The organism is Corynebacterium stercoris, from assembly GCF_024160105.1.
Classification (GTDB): Bacteria; Actinomycetota; Actinomycetes; order Mycobacteriales; family Mycobacteriaceae; genus Corynebacterium; species Corynebacterium stercoris.
In genome coordinates this window covers 375,624-389,922 of the sequence record NZ_JAMFTQ010000001.1, presented here as the reverse complement: position 1 = coordinate 389,922, position 14,299 = coordinate 375,624, and the positions used below count along the sequence as shown (strand labels likewise).

The window sequence follows — 14,299 nt, the reverse complement described above, 5'->3', positions numbered from 1 at the left end:
GCTAAGTCTACCCCCGGGCCCCAGCAAGCCAAACTAAAGTTGGAGTGCGCCCGGAGAGACTTGAACTCTCACGTCATAAGACACTGGAACCTAAATCCAGCGCGTCTGCCAATTCCGCCACGGGCGCGTGTGCCCCATCACTGTACAGGGGGCGGACGTCGGGAAGCTAAATGCCCCAGTCCCGCATAATGCGGTCGACGTGGCCGGCGGCGCGCACGTTGTACTGCGCCTGCTCAATGGTGCCGTCCGGGCCGACGAGGAACGTGGAGCGGATGACGCCCTCGACGATCTTGCCGTAATTGTTCTTCTCGCCGAACGCGCCCCAGGCGCGCAGGGTGTCCTTGGATTCGTCGGAAAGCAGCTCCACCGCGAGGTCGTGGTCGGCGCGGAACTTCGCGAGCTTGTCCACCGGGTCCGGGGAAATGCCCAGCACGGCGACGGACGCGCCCTCGAACTCGGGGAAACGCTCCGTGAAATCGCACGCCTCGGTGGTGCAGCCCGGCGTGTTCGCGCGCGGGTAAAAGTAAACGATGACGCGCTGCCCGGCGTAATCGGTAAGCGACACGTCCTCGCCGCGGTCGTTCTTCAGGGTGAACTGCGGGGCGGTATCGCCCGCGGAAAGTTTGATCTGCTCAGCCATGGCCCCGTTCTACACTGTTCTCCCCGCGTTTTTCCACTAGTGTGGACACGAGTACCGAACAACAAGGAGTTAGACGTGGCACGAGACATTCACGATATTGAGCGCGACCTTGAGCGCACCCGCACCCAGCTCGCCAGCACCCTGGATGAGCTCGCGGACCGCACCAACCCGTCCAACCTCGCCGACAACGCGAAGGAGCAGGCCATCGACTGGCTGCAGGACGAGACCGTGCAGAAGGTGCTCGGCGGCATCGCGGTCGGTATCGCGGCGCTGGTCGGCATCAAGTTCTACAACGGCCGCAAGCGCAAGAACGAGCTCAAGGAGCTCCAGAGACTGCTGGCTCGCCGCTAAGGGCTTCTCGCTTTACGACGGCACTTCTGTGCCCGCCGCCCAGCTCTTTGCAGGTTGGGCGGTTCTTTTTTGCTGATTTTGAAAGGATTACCAATGGCTACTGGGGCTGATTCGGCAGACGATCTCGCAGGTGTGCAGCGCGCACGCCAGAAACCGCTATGGATCATCGCGGCGGTGGTGGGCGCGGTGGCGCTGGTGCTGGCGCTGCTGGGACCGTCGATCGTCCGGCTCGGGGAAGGGGGCACCGCCGCGAGCCACAACGATACCGACGTCCACTTCTTGGGCATGATGGTGCCGCACCACGAGCAGGCGATCGAGATGTCCGACGTGCTGCTCGCCTCCGACGTGGACGACCCGCAGGTGCGCGACCTTGCGCAGCGCATCAAGGACGGCCAGCAGCGCGAGAACGACCAGATGCGCGCCTGGGCCGACGAATGGGGCATCCACGAGGACATGGAGATGCACTCGCACCACATCGCCAACGGCATGTTCTACCCGGAGCAACTCGCGGAGTTCCGCAAGCTCGAAGGGGAAGAGCTGCGCACCACGTTCCTCGAGTGGATGCATTACCACCACGCCCACGTCATCCTCATGACCCAAGGCGAGATGGACAACGGTGCTTTCGCCCCGCTGCAGGACATGGCGCGCGAGATGATCGACGTGCAGACCGCCGAGATGCGCGAGATGGAGCAGATCCTCGGCTACACGCCCAAGTAGGGGCGCGGGGCCGCGCCGGGCGTGCGAAGATGACGGCTGTGCTGGAAAAACCACCGACTGCCGATCATCCTTCCGAAACCCGGGCTCCCTGGCGGGACCGTGCTGGCGCGTCGTTTACGCAGGCGTCGCCAGTGATGAAAGCGCTCGGGTGGGTTGTCCTGGGCGTATCCCTTCTCCTGGCGGGCCGCTTGGCCTACCTCGCAACGGAGGACGGCACCTACTCGCGGGAGCTGGTCGTTGTTGCGTTGGGCTCCGTGTTGACTGCGCTGTCCGCCGCGGGCGTCGCGTTCTTAGCTCTGTTCAACGATGTCCGCAGGATGCGGGAGCAGGACACAATCCGCCGCTTCTCGGGCGACACCTGGAAACGGCAGAGCGTGCAGGTCGGCCGCATGCAGATCCCCGACGTATCGGTGATCAGGGCGAGTAACGCGGGAATCGAGTGGACCGCCAACGCAGACGTCGTCTTCACCAAGTTCGCCGCCCCGCGGGAGCTTGCGGCCAACATTCAGGAGCACCGCGACGCCGTACTCGGCGAGGTGCTCGCCGACGCCGAGGCGCGCGGTATCCCGGTATTCAACGGTGATGCTGTCGACATCGTCGATGCCCGAGTGACCCTCATCCGCGGCGAGGACGGCCGGAAGCGCCCGCAATTCACCCTCACGCCGGCGCCCGCCACCTACTTCGATTTCCTCGGCACGACCGCCAACCTGGATTCCAAGGTGGACGGGGGTGACACCTTGCGCGACATTGCCCAGGTAAGCCCCCAGGGTGTCGTCGACTGTGCGGCCCTGCCGGCGATGGCCAAAGTGGGCACGGGAACGGTCGTCGTCACGAGCGACGAACGCATCGTCCTGGGAGTCCGGGGCAAGCTCATGATCGCGAGCGGGCATGACGCCGCCGAAGAACGCAGCTTCGTGCACTTCGTCGCGGAAGGCGCGGAACCGCGCGACCTAGGACTCGGCGGCGTCTACGACCCCACGGAGACTGCGCTGCGAGGCCTGGAAGAAGAGCTCAACATCGGCAACGAGATCAGGCACTCGGCCCGGGTGTCGAAGCTCGCCAACGCAGGGTTCTTCTTCGACCAGCTGCGGTGGCAGCCGTGCTTCGCCTTTGTCGCCCGCATCGACCGCAGCTGGAACGAGTTCCTGCACGCCGCCGCAGCGGCGCAGGACACGTGGGAAGTTGAACGGTTCATCTCGCTGCCGTTCGACATCCACCACGAAGGAGTGCGCAGCCTGCTGACGGGCACTCACCCCGATCTTGTCCTCGCCAGCAACCACGCGGCGATGTACCTGTGGACCGCGTTGCTCTACAAACACGGCTTTACGACGGTTCGAGACCAGCTCTCCCGTCGCTAAAGCGCTAGGCGATGTCGGCGCCGGCGGCAGCCATCTCCTCGAGCGCCGCCGCGCCGCGGGCCTCGTCGACGGGGGAGCAGAGGTCGACGAGGACGCGCACGCGGAACCCCTCCCGGCGGCCGTCGAGGACGGTGGCGCGGACGCAGTGGTCCGTTGCGATGCCGCAGACGTCGAGCTCGTCAACGCCGTTCTCACGCAGCCAGTCGGCGAGCAAGACCTCGGCATCGTCGCTGCCCTCGAACCCCGAGTATGCGGCCGTGTAGGCGCCTTTACGGAAGTACCGGTCGATCTTCGAGGTATCCACCGGGGTGCGGATCTCCGCGCCGGGCGAGCCGGCGACGCAGTGTACCGGCCACGAATCGACGAAGTCGGGTTCATCAGAAAAGTGGGTGCCCGGGTCGATGTGCCAATCCTGCGTGGCGAGGATGTGGGAGTAAGCGGCGGTGCGCTCGGGATCATTGAGCAGCGCGGCGATGGCTTCGGCGACCTCGTCGCCGCGGTCCGTGGCGAGCGAGCCGCCGGGGCAAAAATCATTCTGAACGTCAACGAGCAAGAGTGCGCGAGTCATGCGCACACAGTACCCGACGGGAAGCGGGGCTAGCCGATATGCTTTCAGCTAGCCCCGCTTCTTTGGGAAATGGTGCGCCACCAGGGAATCGAACCCCGAACCCACTGGTAGGGAAACTTGGTGTTTGCGTTTCCGTCACTTTTCTGATAGTGCCCCGTAGTCCAAGCGTATAGCGTTGCAAGTGCTGGCTATACCACTTTATGCCGTTTTTTCTCGGCGACTATTTGGCCACTTTTTGGCCACTTTCAGATGGGAACAAGTGATCGTTAAGCACCTCTGCGACAGCCGGCCCGGCCTTAGGCCGCGATATGTAGTGGTGCTGTGTGACCGTGGTGTCAGCGTGGCCAAGTTGCTGTGTTGCCGCGTTGACGCTCACTCGCTCCGACAGCACCGTCGCGACATGCTTCCGCATCGTGTGGAACGTCACCCACGACACATCGGGCCGGCCTTTCGCTTCGCCGGCCTTCTCCCATTCGTGTCGCGCTTCACACATCCACCGCTCGGCAGTCGACTTCGAGATGTGGGTGCCGGTGGAAGTGGGGAAGAGCCAGTCGAACGTGCCGCCGGTGTCTCGGAGTTGGTCTCGCGCCGCATCGGCGGCGATCTTCGGCAGTTGTACGACGCGGGTTGAGGTGCCGCCGTCTTTCGTTGGCCGGACGATAGCTGTCGGCGTCTCGGCGTCCAGGTCGACGTCGCTCGCTCGAATCGAAAGCGCCTCGGAGAGCCTTACGCCGGTTCCAGCGAGGAAGCGTACTAAGCGGGGGAAAGCGGCGCCGCGGCCTTTGCGGCCGCTGGTGGTGTAGTGGTCGACCATCGCCAGAAACGTCGCGAGCTCGTCACCCTCGAAGGCGCGCACCTCGCCGCGTTTTTGCTTCGGAGGGAGTGTTTCGCGGATTGGGTTTGAGGTGATGAGGTCTTGGCGCACAGCGAGGCCGAATGCCGACGAGAGTATCGACCGGGCGCGCTTCGCAGTCGCCGGCATCTCTTCGAGCCGGTGGAGGAATGCTTGCATTGTTGACGGCCGCACTTCGTTGAGCCGAAGCTCTCCGATGTTGGGCGTGATGTGGTTGCGTGCAGTGCTTCGGTAGACGTCGACGGTGCCGGCGGCGCCGTCGTGGTGGTCTAACCAGTGGTCGACTAGCTCAGCAATGGTGCTGTTGGTGCGCAGCTCATCGTTGTCGCGTAGGGCGACTGCGTTAGCGGCTAGCGCCTTCACTTTGCGGGTGGCTTCTGCCTTCGTCTTGCCCCGCACTCGGATGCGCTTCGTCTCACCATTGAGCAGACGCACGCGAGTATGAGCTTGCACCTTGCCGCCGTCGAGCTGGGTGAAGCTAATCTCGCCGTGTGTGCCGGGCGCTGTCGCTGGCCTACCCCTCGGCATCTTTGGGCTCCACTAGGCAATCGAACCAATGCGGAAGGCTGACATCGCCGTTGTATGAAGCTACGGCGCTGGCTTGTAAGCGCACCTGTGCTTTGTAGAATGCGGCGCCCTCTAGCTCGATGACGTCTCCTTCTAGGAGGAGGAACGGTTCAGCGTCTTGCATTGCCGGCAACTCCTCGATCGATGCAACTAGCTTGTGATATCTCTCGATCGCGCTGCGCAGCTCCAAGCTGTTTTCGTACTGCATCGCATGAGGCCCACCTTTGAGCCACAGGGGGACTTCCTCGAACTTAGGGCTTGATGTGAACCATTCTTGGGCGCGTTCACTAACCGTTTCGACCCGTTGAGTTGCAAAGTGCCGCCTATCGGGCAGGCCTGGAAAGATGAGGTCAATTGGGGCGACATGCAAAGCGGTCGCGAGAGTCAACACCTCAGCTACATCGACTTTGGAATTACGGCTGTTGCTCTCGATCTTCGCGATCGTGGCGCGCGTAATCGGATAACCGATCTCGCGTGTTCGGTTCGACAGCTCCACAGCAGTCAGCTCCATTTTTTCCCGCCAGAACTTGACCGCCTGGCCGAATTGCTCTGCTAGCTTGCTGGACCATTCCTTGGCCGCTTGGTCACCGCGAGTCTTCTTTTGGTTCTCGTCGACCGGTTTCGTGCTCATAATCGGAAACTTTACACGGATTTCTTGCGCTTATTCTGAACAATCTGTAGTGTTCGGGATAGCAGCACAGATTGTGCTTGCTGGGAAGGATTGATACATGACTGCCACTATCACGATCACGGAAGCGGCACAATTGCTGGGAATCAGTCGCAGCAGCGCCTATGAGGCTGCGCGTACCGGTAATTTTCCTGCGCCCGTTCTGAAGATCAACGGCCGCTACGTCGTGCCAAAGAAGCCGCTACTCGACGTGCTCGGCCTGGACGAGCTACCCGCCACCGCCTAGCTAGAAGGAACGCTCAATGCTTTTCATCCCCACCATCGAGAAGCGAGGCGATACGGCCGCAGTCTTCCTCGATGAGCCCCGCATATTCGCCGAAGGCATCGACCTGGACGCCGCTCGTGCAATCGCCGACGCCCTTAACGATCGCTTCGAGATTTACTCAATCGCGAACGAACCCGGCTATCTGGTCTTGATCTACGACAACCAAGAGCTCATCAAGTCGGAAAAGGTCGAAACTTGGGTGGCCGCGCTCGATACCGTCGTCGAGCATGCGGCAGACCTTGCGCCCGAAGGTTCCGCCGAAGAATCCGAAGGTGCCGAAGATTCCAAGATTCCCGCGAGCGGCGACCGCTCCACCTTCGGGGCCGAACCACTAGAGCACGCGCCCGTGAAATCATCTACGAGCTGCACCCCAGCAGACTCCCTTCGATATCTCCACCTCGACAGCCTGCTCAACGAAGGGCTCACCAAGCTCGATGAGCTCTTAAAAGATGGAAACCTGGCGCCCCATGAGCGGCGCAACCTCCGCACAGTCCGCAGCACCATCTCGAACGCGAGGGCACTCATTCGCGACGAGTGCGAGCCTGATCGACCAGACGGCGAAGACCCGGCGCTCTACTCGAATGGCGTCCCAGTCAAGACGGAACTTCCGCACACTGCCGGCGGCACCCGGCACTCGACGTCTTCCAAGGTGCCGCGCCAGAGAATCAACCACCCGAGCGCCGTTTCGCGGCCCTTAACCCGCTCTTCCGCCGTCGACCGCAGCTTCGACGGACTCGAGGACGGATACGTCGCATAGCGGGTTAGAGGCCTGCGAGAGGTGAAGCGAAATGCCGAAGAAGGTGAAGGCCCGCAGAAGAGAAAACATCGACACCGCCTGCCCAATGTGGCCACGCAGAACGGTGGCACTACTCGACCCGCACTGCACCCAAGGGGCAGAAGAACCGCTAACCAATACGCCGCCACCACAAGGAGAGAGCTGACCATGAACGCCAGGAATGCCGCCGCCCCCAAGTTTCCGAACGGCGCCAACATAACCCACACCATCAACGCCACACTCACCACCGAGCTCGGCATCGCCCTGGGCGAGTTTTTCGACGCCAGCATCTACGACAACAACGCACTTGCAAGGTACCTCGTCCAAACCGGCGACCTCGTCACCACAATCCGTGAGCGACTTCTCGACGCCGACCTCGACAGCTTCCGACGAAAGTAGCAGGGCGGCACCAAAGAAAACCGCCTAGACAAGGAAGGAAACGATATCCAATGACCCCAGCACACAAAAGCACCCCGGCAGTCGCGCCAACGACAACCGGGGCAACAGAGAAGCTTTCGCACGGCATCTCAACCCGTCACGTTACCCCAAAGCCGATCGCCTTACACCTGCCGAACAAGGGCCGCGACCGCGTCACAAATTGGTGCGGGGAAAAGCTCGCGCCAAACGACACCCGCATTGTCTTCGTAAGTGCCGCAAACTACCGCGACCTATCCGGCGAGAGCCACCCGGCCCAGCTTTGCCCCGATTGCGTGGGAGCCAAGATCGCCCACGCTGAGGCAGAGCGACGCAAAAGAGAAGAGCGACTTCGCCTGCAGCAAGCGGCTGAACAAGCGTCTCGACGCCAAGCGCGCGAAGCAGAGATGCACTACGAGCTAGTAGACGCCTACCGGGCCGGCGACACCGAAACCGTGAAGAAGCTGCTCGACGCGTTTCTGGCCGAAGACGATGCCACGCTCGCCAAGCTCGGCGTCTCGTCATGGGCGGAGTTGAACGACGATGAATGAGCTTCTTGACCAGGCAGACGCCCTCGTTGTCGCCGACGCCGAAGAGTTGCTCGCTCACCTCGATCTTACGAAGGGAGTTTTCGATGAACGGTAACGGAAACCGCGCCGCTGAAGAGCTGGCAGAAGCGCTCCGGCGGCACGACGAGGAAGTGCTCGCCCCAATTCGACGCGCGTACGCCGAAGAGCGCGAGACGCTCGCCCGGGACCACAGATACAAAGACCTAGCTGTCTTCGACGCGCTGGAAACCCTGCGCGACGTCGAAAGCTCTTGCACAGACGAATGCGCAGCTAGCCAAATCAGCGAGGTGATCGATCGACTCGAAGCCGTCTTCTAAACCGAAGGCGCAGGCCGACGAGCAGACAGGCGGGTGCGAGTCCCGCCGCGGCCACAGGGGGGGCAGTCCCCATTCAGAAAGAGAATTCCCGCGCGCTCGCGCAAAGACCACACAGGGCCACAGGAAGGAAAGCCACACAGTGACAGCCAACAAGAACGGCAGAAACGCATTCGAGCGAGTGCGCGACGCCGTGGAAGCCGAAGGGCTCGCGTGGAATGAGACTGAGAGCGGCCGGCGAGCACGATTTCAAACCCCGGGACACAGCCTTCGTCACGCGAACGATTTGGGCGGCTCAGCGCTCTACGACGGCGAGCAGGTCTCGCTTCACTTCTTCGACGAACCGGACGAGAAGCAAGTCAAAGAGCGGATTCTCAACGATTTAGGCCTATCGTGGGCAGACCTATTCGACAACAAAGAGGTTCGCTATCCGTACACGGATGGATTCGTGGTGCGCCGGCTACCCAACAAGGTTTTCAGGCAAGTCTGCAAGCACAACAAATCGCCCAAAAACTGCGCCGAGTGCAAGCACATCGCCGTCCGCGCGCTCTACGGAATCGAGACAATAAGCGGCACAGGGCCGGTCTATATCGTCGAAGGCGAGAAAGACGTCAACAGCGCCCGCGAGTTTTGGGGCGCGTCCGCCGTCTCCCAGGCACAGGGCGCTCAAACTTCACCCGACAAAGCTGATTGGGCGCCCCTCATCGGCCGCGACCTCATCATCGTTGCCGACAATGACGAATCTGGAAATAAGCGCGCCCGCAAGGTTTTCGACCATCTCGTCGCGATCGGACAACCCGAAGCCAAGCTGTCATTCACCCACGCCGCAGCGGGCAAAGACCTTACCGATCACATCGCAGCCGGGCACGGCCCGGACGAGCTAGTCACGTTGACAGAGCGCCCTAACAGCCGCCGCGTCACCCTCATTCCGGCATCGAGCGTCAAAACCGAGCGCCTGGACTGGCTCATCCCCAACTGGATTCCCAAACGCTCCCTAACGCTGCTCGCCGGCCGCGAAGGTCTCGGCAAGTCCACGATCGCGTGCGACATTGCAGCACAGGCAACCCGCGGAGAGCTTGCCGGCGGACCTATGCGCGTGGCATACCTCGCAACTGAAGACAGCCCCTCAATTACGGTCAAGCCGCGACTGCAAGCCGCCGGCGCCAATCTGGACAACGTCTTCTTCTTCGAGGTGTCCACTGAAACCGGCGGTGCCGGATCGCTCACCCTCCCCGGCGATACCGGTCTGCTTACCCGCGCTCTCGTCGACAACAACGTGCACCTCGTCGTGCTCGACGCCGCGAAGAGCGCAATGCACGGCTCCCTCGACGGTTACCGCGACGATGACGTGCGGCAGTTTCTCGAACCTCTCGCTTCAATGGCAGACAAACACGACATTGCCGTCATTGGTCTCACCCACTTCGGAAAACGCGAAAGCGCCGACCCCGGCAAACTCATGCTCGGTTCGATCGCATGGTCACAGATCGCGCGAAGCGTGCTATCCGTGGCACCCAAAGAAGACGGCACACTCGTTGTGACGAATACGAAGGGAAACCTAGCTCGCGAGACCGTCTCGCGCGAAGTCCGCATCGTTTCCGCCACCGTTCCCGTGGATCTGGGGGAGACTGCGGAAGTTGGACGCGCCGAGTGGGGAGGTGTCACGAGCATTTCCGCTGCTGACTTGCTTGCGCCTCAAGACGAAGCGAACGACGAGCGCGGCGAGATCGAAGCAGTGGTTATCGACTACCTCATCGAGAACGGCGGCAGCGCCCCGGCGAGCGACGTTCTCAAAGCAACACGTGCCGCCGGCCTCAACGACAGTGCAGTCAAGAAAGCCCGGAAGCGAATCGGAGTCAAAACCGAGAAGCGGGGCATGAAATCCGGCTGGGAATGGTCGATCGACTTCTCGAAGGTTCCCGAAGGCGCCCGCGCATTATTCCGGGAATCTTCGACACCTTCGGGGGATTCTTCGCCGGATACCCGCGGCGGCAGCGAGCCCGGCAGCCCGGCCCAAGTATCAGATGCCATTGCCGATCTGTCCTCGCTCGAAGCGCTAAGCACCCCAATACTCGAAGCGCTAAGCGCCGAGAAGGGGCTCTCGCTCGCCCGGGTGCAAGCTTCACTTCCCAACAAGCTGCTCAACAAACACGACCCAGGGCAACACCTTCGAGACGCCCTCGACGGACTCATCCGCGCCGGCGCCGTCCGAAAAGATCGACGCGGCAAGTACTACCGGAACGAGATAGCGGCATGAAAGCACGGTTCAATCGCAGCGGGCGAGGGTGGCGCAGCGTCGAAGTCGTAGTCACCGCCCGCCATACCGAAGGGCACCATCGCGCCATCGTCACAGTGACGCAAAGAGACGGCACCCGCCACATCCTCGAACTTAACCGCACCCAGGCTTTCCAGTTCGCCGATGAGATTGTCGATGCCTTAGAGACGGGAGGTGATACGCCGTGACTGAGAGACAGCTCCGCGGGGTAGAGGGCGCGACGGAGAACTTCGCGCTCCGATACTTCGCAGCCCAAATACAACCGCACAAGCAAGACCTGGCCCGCGGCCTATGCGTTGGGCAGGCCCCGATGTTCGATCGCGGCCCCAACCCCGGCGAGACCAAAACCGAACAGCAGCACCGGATTGCCCACGCCGAAAACCTCTGTCGCAAATGCCCCGTGCTCGCGACGTGCTCCGCCAATGTCCCAAAGCGGGCGGATGGAGTGTGGGCCGGCGAACTCTACGAACTCGGGAAACCACGGAAGGAGACCGCATGAATCACGCTCGATTGCCGCCCCGGTCGCCACCCCGCGCGGCGAGCCCCGAAACCCTAATCCCCAAACTTCCAGAAAGGAAACCACAATGTCAGCTAAAGGCTTCGATTTCACCATCCCGGCCGCATCCGGATTTGAAGGGCAAATCCAACTCATCGAAGAGACCTGGGGCGTAACTCTCGACGCCCCACGCCCCGAAGCCCGCATCCGCCAGCGCCTCGAAGCATTCAACGAATGGGCCGATAGCGTACCCCGCCCCGACTTCGCCGCGATCTTCCTTCACGCTCCCGCCGACGAATGGGACACGCTCGTGCAGGCAGAACTGAAAAAGGAAGAGCACTGGCGAGTTGTCGCAGAGGTCTCCGACCTGGGGCAGGAGCTAGGCCGGCAGCAGCGCGCCCTCTTCACGAACGGGGCGGCATTCGACTGGATACTAGATCAACTCGACATCCAGAAGATGACGGCGCTGTTCATGAAGAGCGTGAAGGAGCTCGGCAACGTCCGTGACCTGGACACTGCCCTCGACACCAAACCCAAAGCCGCACTCGAGCTTCGCAAGTCTGGACGCGCGCTCGCGGCACTTTCGGCAATTGCCCCCACATCAGCAGGCCTCGGCGACCCGCGGCAGCGACAGCGATTCTTCGAGCTGCGCACCTGCGCCGCGCTCGCGCGGCCTACGCGAGAGTTTGACCCGCTCATCCGGCACCGGTACTCGTCCGGCTGGGTACACACCGAAGACACCTGGGAGCCAGCCGAGTACGACGCCCAACTTGAGGCGGCGGCCGCAGCTCAGCCGGGCAATGTCAGCGAGTTTCTCGTCAGCCTCGCGCGCGGCGACATAAAGCACTTCGAGCTCGCGCCAGTGACCTCGCTCAACGAACTGCGGCAGCGTCAACACGCGCTTCACGCACTCGGGACCATTGTTGAAGTCGACAAGGGCTTCGGCAGGGCGATCACCGCGGAAGACCGAAAAGAAGCGCGCAGTCAGAAGATCGCAGCGGCCAACAAAGTTAAGGCTCAACGCCCACTAGACCCCGACGCCTAGCGCTCACAGGGCAACCACAGGGAGGAAAGCATGCCCCCTAACCCCAACAGTGTCGCTGCCGAGCACCGGGGTCACAAGCTGCAAGAGCTTTCAGACCGCGTTGCAGAGCTCGAGCACGAACGGGACCGCTGGCGCGAATTCGCTCGAGAATAGGAGAAGCGCGCCAAGAGGGAAAGTCGAAAGCTCGAGCGCCAGCGGGCGGACCAAAGCCGCGAACAAAGCGACCGTGACAACGCCTGGCAGCGCCGGCTCCTCGCAGAGCGGTATGGCCTCAGTGCGAGTGACGCCGAGCTGTTCCTCAACCGGGATAGCCCGGAAGAGAACGAGCGCATCGCGGCCAGGCTCGCCACCCGCAAGCGGCACAGCCCCTCCAAGCTGCCGGAGTAAGCCCTACAAGTACGATGCCCGGAAACTACGGCTACAACAGGTCGCAGATGCCGGGCACACTGGCCAGCACCCCGCCGCCCCCAGCTCTGAACGGCGCCTCAGCTTCCGACGACGAAAGAAAGAAACGAACACACCCAAAAAGGCTCCTGGGGAAACCCCCTGGTCAGAGGCCCAGGGCCGCCCCGATGGCAAAGGCGCTCGGGCTGGCTACGGGTCTGGCGTTTTCGCCCTCTGCAATAACCGTAACCGATTTGAGGTGTGATCGAACTAGGTTACGGGACGAAATGAGGCTGTCCGAAGGGCTAGTGCCTTGACTCTGGAAGCGTGCGCCAGGGGCTTCCCTTCGCGGTGTCCGCGGGCGAGTTGTGGCGCGGTAGTGCCGCCGCCCCCGTTCTGGCGCCACGGTCAAGCGTCGGGCGGGAACGGCGCCGCGAAGAACCGCGGGGAGTTAGAGGGCGACAGATTGGCTGCGGCGGCGGCAGAAGTCGCCTCTCGCGGCACGTCGCTCGTTTAGGTGGACTGCATTGTTGTCGCAGCGGGCGCCGCTGTCGCTAGTGCCGCCACTGGGAAGTCGGGGTGAACGTCCGCAAACGCAGCGCCAGCCGTTCGCGGCCCGGGCGGGGCGTGAGCTATGCAGCGAATGGCGCTCGGGGTGAGCTTTCAGGTGGGGCTTGAATTAGTGCCGGCGATTCGCCGGCACGGATGAAATACGGAAGAGGTCTGATGATTTCAGAAAATGAGATGCGTGCAGCCGTCGCGTCGGCTGCACGGGATGCTCGACGCCTTCTAGGTGCGATCGAGGAAATGAAGACAATGCGCGGCCATTCTGATACCGCGCGAAAGATGAGGCCTACATTCGGGCCGACGGCGCCGGGGAACGATCGAGTCGTGGATACGACGCTATTGGTCGAGATTCGACTTCGTGAATGGTGCCGACACCTGCGAGACGAGATCGAGCCCGAGCATTCGTTAGGCGGGGAACCGTCGGGTTGGTGTCGCTGGATTGAGTCTCATGCGGCGGCGATCGCGAAACACGAAGAGGCTTGGCCGTTTCTTATCGCGATCAACGAAATGCGGCGCCGCATGAGTGAGATTGTGGATGGACCGGCGGAAGAGCAGCGCGCCGAGAACAGGGTTTCCGCCGCCACCGCGGCGCGCCGAATGCAGGTCAAACCGGATGATGTGCGGCAATGGGTGCGTGATGGACTCATTTCTGTCGAGCGAGACAGTAGCGGTTCGCTTTTCGTGCTCATGTCGGAGGTGCGGCAGTTTGTCGAGGAGAATTGCCTCTGATTGGCTTCTTGGGCGGGGGTAAGTTTCGCGGCCACATCGCGCACCTCGCGCGCATCGCCCCGCCGCAGGTGGGCGTGGTGCACAACGCGGGCTCCGCGCACCCTGGCCAAGGGCGAGCTAGTAGAGGCGCTGCCATCCGTTGCCGACGACCTGGTTGCCGCCATGGCCTCCCGCACCACCGCGCGGGTGGTCACGTTCTGTGCGGAGGGCCGCAAGGCGGAATACTTCGCCACGGACGTGGAGCTGGATGAGCTGGCGCGTGCCACCTTCACCATGCGCAGCCCGGCGGGCGAGCCGCTGCAGCGGTGCGCCCCGGCGTGCGCTCGGTGAAGGTGTCCGATCGCGGAAAGGAGTTTGTGCTTGCAGCGGGCGGGCTGAAGCGCGGGTTTCCCGGGGCCGATACTGGCTCCAGCGTCCGCGAGCACCTTTCTGGGTATCGAACTGCCACTAATCAATCACGGCGAGTACAGCGGTCTTCTGACGCGACGGTCGAGTCCAGGCCGAGCGTAACGATGGAGTGCGAGTCGGGTATCCACGCCGTGGGGCTCTGGGTTTCGCTTGCGCGAGCTAGAGTCATGCCGGCGATCGCGCGAACGGGGAAGACGTGTCGCGAGATGAACCGTGGTCGCCGGGCCGGCTCCTCGCAGGTTTGTCCGGGACAGTGGCGGCGACATTCTGGCCAATTTTTGGCCACTTTATGAAAATGGACCAGGCTAGAGAGTGGATT

Annotated in this window: 17 protein-coding genes, 1 tRNA gene and 1 pseudogene; 14 read left to right on the top strand and 5 right to left on the bottom strand. The window is 62.5% G+C overall.

What is annotated here, in order from left to right:
- Positions 1-45: 45 nt before the first annotated feature.
- A tRNA-Leu gene (locus tag M5J20_RS01930) sits at positions 46-127 on the bottom strand.
- Positions 128-166: 39 nt separating this feature from the next.
- On the bottom strand, positions 167-640 hold the full coding sequence (bcp, locus tag M5J20_RS01925; RefSeq protein WP_253575783.1) for a thioredoxin-dependent thiol peroxidase: 474 nt from the start codon (positions 638-640) through the stop codon (positions 167-169).
- Positions 641-715: 75 nt separating this feature from the next.
- Here bcp and M5J20_RS01920 point away from each other — a divergent pair, with 75 nt between their 5' ends.
- From M5J20_RS01920 to M5J20_RS01910, 3 genes are all read left to right on the top strand, one after another.
- On the top strand, positions 716-991 hold the full coding sequence (locus tag M5J20_RS01920) for a DUF3618 domain-containing protein (protein ID WP_253575782.1): 276 nt from the start codon (positions 716-718) through the stop codon (positions 989-991).
- 93 nt (positions 992-1,084) lie between these two features.
- Entirely contained in the window at positions 1,085-1,708 is a 624-nt protein-coding gene (locus M5J20_RS01915) for a DUF305 domain-containing protein (RefSeq protein WP_253575780.1), read from the top strand.
- 134 nt (positions 1,709-1,842) lie between these two features.
- On the top strand, positions 1,843-3,066 hold the full coding sequence (locus tag M5J20_RS01910; RefSeq protein WP_253575777.1) for a hypothetical protein: 1,224 nt from the start codon (positions 1,843-1,845) through the stop codon (positions 3,064-3,066).
- A gap of 4 nt (positions 3,067-3,070) precedes the next feature.
- Here the strand turns inward: M5J20_RS01910 and M5J20_RS01905 are convergent, their stop codons facing one another.
- The 3 genes from M5J20_RS01905 to M5J20_RS01895 all read right to left on the bottom strand — a co-directional run bounded on the left by M5J20_RS01905 (position 3,071) and on the right by M5J20_RS01895 (position 5,685).
- Positions 3,071-3,634: an isochorismatase family protein gene (locus tag M5J20_RS01905; protein ID WP_253575775.1), complete on the bottom strand. Its 564-nt coding sequence runs from the start codon at positions 3,632-3,634 to the stop codon at positions 3,071-3,073.
- A gap of 220 nt (positions 3,635-3,854) precedes the next feature.
- Positions 3,855-4,922 carry a tyrosine-type recombinase/integrase gene (locus tag M5J20_RS01900; protein ID WP_253575774.1) on the bottom strand — a complete coding sequence of 356 codons (1,068 nt, stop codon included), beginning with the start codon at positions 4,920-4,922 and terminating at the stop codon, positions 3,855-3,857.
- 79 nt (positions 4,923-5,001) lie between these two features.
- Complete coding sequence (locus M5J20_RS01895; protein WP_253575772.1) at positions 5,002-5,685, bottom strand: helix-turn-helix domain-containing protein; 684 nt, start codon at positions 5,683-5,685, stop codon at positions 5,002-5,004.
- A 97-nt stretch (positions 5,686-5,782) separates the two neighbouring features.
- Between M5J20_RS01895 and M5J20_RS01890 the strand changes: the two genes are divergently transcribed.
- The 11 genes and pseudogenes from M5J20_RS01890 to M5J20_RS01845 all read left to right on the top strand — a co-directional run.
- Positions 5,783-5,968, top strand: a complete 186-nt coding sequence (locus tag M5J20_RS01890) for a helix-turn-helix transcriptional regulator (RefSeq protein ID WP_234947531.1) — start codon at positions 5,783-5,785, stop codon at positions 5,966-5,968.
- 16 nt (positions 5,969-5,984) lie between these two features.
- Entirely contained in the window at positions 5,985-6,764 is a 780-nt protein-coding gene (locus tag M5J20_RS01885) for a hypothetical protein (protein WP_253575770.1), read from the top strand.
- A gap of 186 nt (positions 6,765-6,950) precedes the next feature.
- The gene (locus M5J20_RS01880; RefSeq protein ID WP_253575768.1) at positions 6,951-7,181 is read left to right on the top strand and encodes a hypothetical protein; all 231 of its coding nucleotides are present in this window, start codon (positions 6,951-6,953) and stop codon (positions 7,179-7,181) included.
- A gap of 50 nt (positions 7,182-7,231) precedes the next feature.
- Positions 7,232-7,747 carry a hypothetical protein gene (locus M5J20_RS01875; RefSeq protein WP_253575766.1) on the top strand — a complete coding sequence of 172 codons (516 nt, stop codon included), beginning with the start codon at positions 7,232-7,234 and terminating at the stop codon, positions 7,745-7,747.
- A gap of 83 nt (positions 7,748-7,830) precedes the next feature.
- Positions 7,831-8,082 carry a hypothetical protein gene (locus M5J20_RS01870; RefSeq protein ID WP_253575764.1) on the top strand — a complete coding sequence of 84 codons (252 nt, stop codon included), beginning with the start codon at positions 7,831-7,833 and terminating at the stop codon, positions 8,080-8,082.
- A 139-nt stretch (positions 8,083-8,221) separates the two neighbouring features.
- On the top strand, positions 8,222-10,333 hold the full coding sequence (locus M5J20_RS11450) for an AAA family ATPase (RefSeq protein ID WP_253575762.1): 2,112 nt from the start codon (positions 8,222-8,224) through the stop codon (positions 10,331-10,333).
- On the top strand, positions 10,330-10,539 hold the full coding sequence (locus M5J20_RS01860) for a hypothetical protein (protein ID WP_253575760.1): 210 nt from the start codon (positions 10,330-10,332) through the stop codon (positions 10,537-10,539). The genes M5J20_RS11450 and M5J20_RS01860 overlap by 4 nt, the downstream gene beginning before the upstream one ends.
- Before the next feature lie 122 nt (positions 10,540-10,661).
- Entirely contained in the window at positions 10,662-10,850 is a 189-nt protein-coding gene (locus M5J20_RS11560; protein ID WP_350354672.1) for a WhiB family transcriptional regulator, read from the top strand.
- Between the two features lie 85 nt (positions 10,851-10,935).
- Positions 10,936-11,892: a hypothetical protein gene (locus tag M5J20_RS01855; RefSeq protein ID WP_234947523.1), complete on the top strand. Its 957-nt coding sequence runs from the start codon at positions 10,936-10,938 to the stop codon at positions 11,890-11,892.
- Between the two features lie 1,275 nt (positions 11,893-13,167).
- The gene (locus M5J20_RS01850) at positions 13,168-13,572 is read left to right on the top strand and encodes a MerR family transcriptional regulator (protein ID WP_234947521.1); all 405 of its coding nucleotides are present in this window, start codon (positions 13,168-13,170) and stop codon (positions 13,570-13,572) included.
- Between the two features lie 29 nt (positions 13,573-13,601).
- Positions 13,602-13,848, top strand: a pseudogene (locus tag M5J20_RS01845) (UDP-N-acetylmuramoyl-tripeptide--D-alanyl-D-alanine ligase); the annotation flags it as partial.
- Positions 13,849-14,299 lie beyond the last annotated feature (451 nt).

What these genes read in the sequence shown, in the direction of transcription:
- M5J20_RS01880 (WP_253575768.1), top strand. Translation starts at nt 6,951, where the DNA reads ATGAACGCCAGGAATGCCGCCGCCCCCAAGTTTCCGAACGGCGCCAAC.
- M5J20_RS01855 (WP_234947523.1), top strand. Translation starts at nt 10,936, where the DNA reads ATGTCAGCTAAAGGCTTCGATTTCACCATCCCGGCCGCATCCGGATTT.
- M5J20_RS01915 (WP_253575780.1), top strand. Translation starts at nt 1,085, where the DNA reads ATGGCTACTGGGGCTGATTCGGCAGACGATCTCGCAGGTGTGCAGCGC.
- M5J20_RS01905 (WP_253575775.1), bottom strand. Translation starts at nt 3,634, where the DNA reads ATGACTCGCGCACTCTTGCTCGTTGACGTTCAGAATGATTTTTGCCCC.
- M5J20_RS01875 (WP_253575766.1), top strand. Translation starts at nt 7,232, where the DNA reads ATGACCCCAGCACACAAAAGCACCCCGGCAGTCGCGCCAACGACAACC.
- M5J20_RS01910 (WP_253575777.1), top strand. Translation starts at nt 1,843, where the DNA reads ATGAAAGCGCTCGGGTGGGTTGTCCTGGGCGTATCCCTTCTCCTGGCG.
- M5J20_RS01870 (WP_253575764.1), top strand. Translation starts at nt 7,831, where the DNA reads ATGAACGGTAACGGAAACCGCGCCGCTGAAGAGCTGGCAGAAGCGCTC.
- bcp (WP_253575783.1), bottom strand. Translation starts at nt 640, where the DNA reads ATGGCTGAGCAGATCAAACTTTCCGCGGGCGATACCGCCCCGCAGTTC.
- M5J20_RS11560 (WP_350354672.1), top strand. Translation starts at nt 10,662, where the DNA reads ATGTTCGATCGCGGCCCCAACCCCGGCGAGACCAAAACCGAACAGCAG.
- M5J20_RS01890 (WP_234947531.1), top strand. Translation starts at nt 5,783, where the DNA reads ATGACTGCCACTATCACGATCACGGAAGCGGCACAATTGCTGGGAATC.
- M5J20_RS01885 (WP_253575770.1), top strand. Translation starts at nt 5,985, where the DNA reads ATGCTTTTCATCCCCACCATCGAGAAGCGAGGCGATACGGCCGCAGTC.
- M5J20_RS01895 (WP_253575772.1), bottom strand. Translation starts at nt 5,685, where the DNA reads ATGAGCACGAAACCGGTCGACGAGAACCAAAAGAAGACTCGCGGTGAC.
- M5J20_RS01860 (WP_253575760.1), top strand. Translation starts at nt 10,330, where the DNA reads ATGAAAGCACGGTTCAATCGCAGCGGGCGAGGGTGGCGCAGCGTCGAA.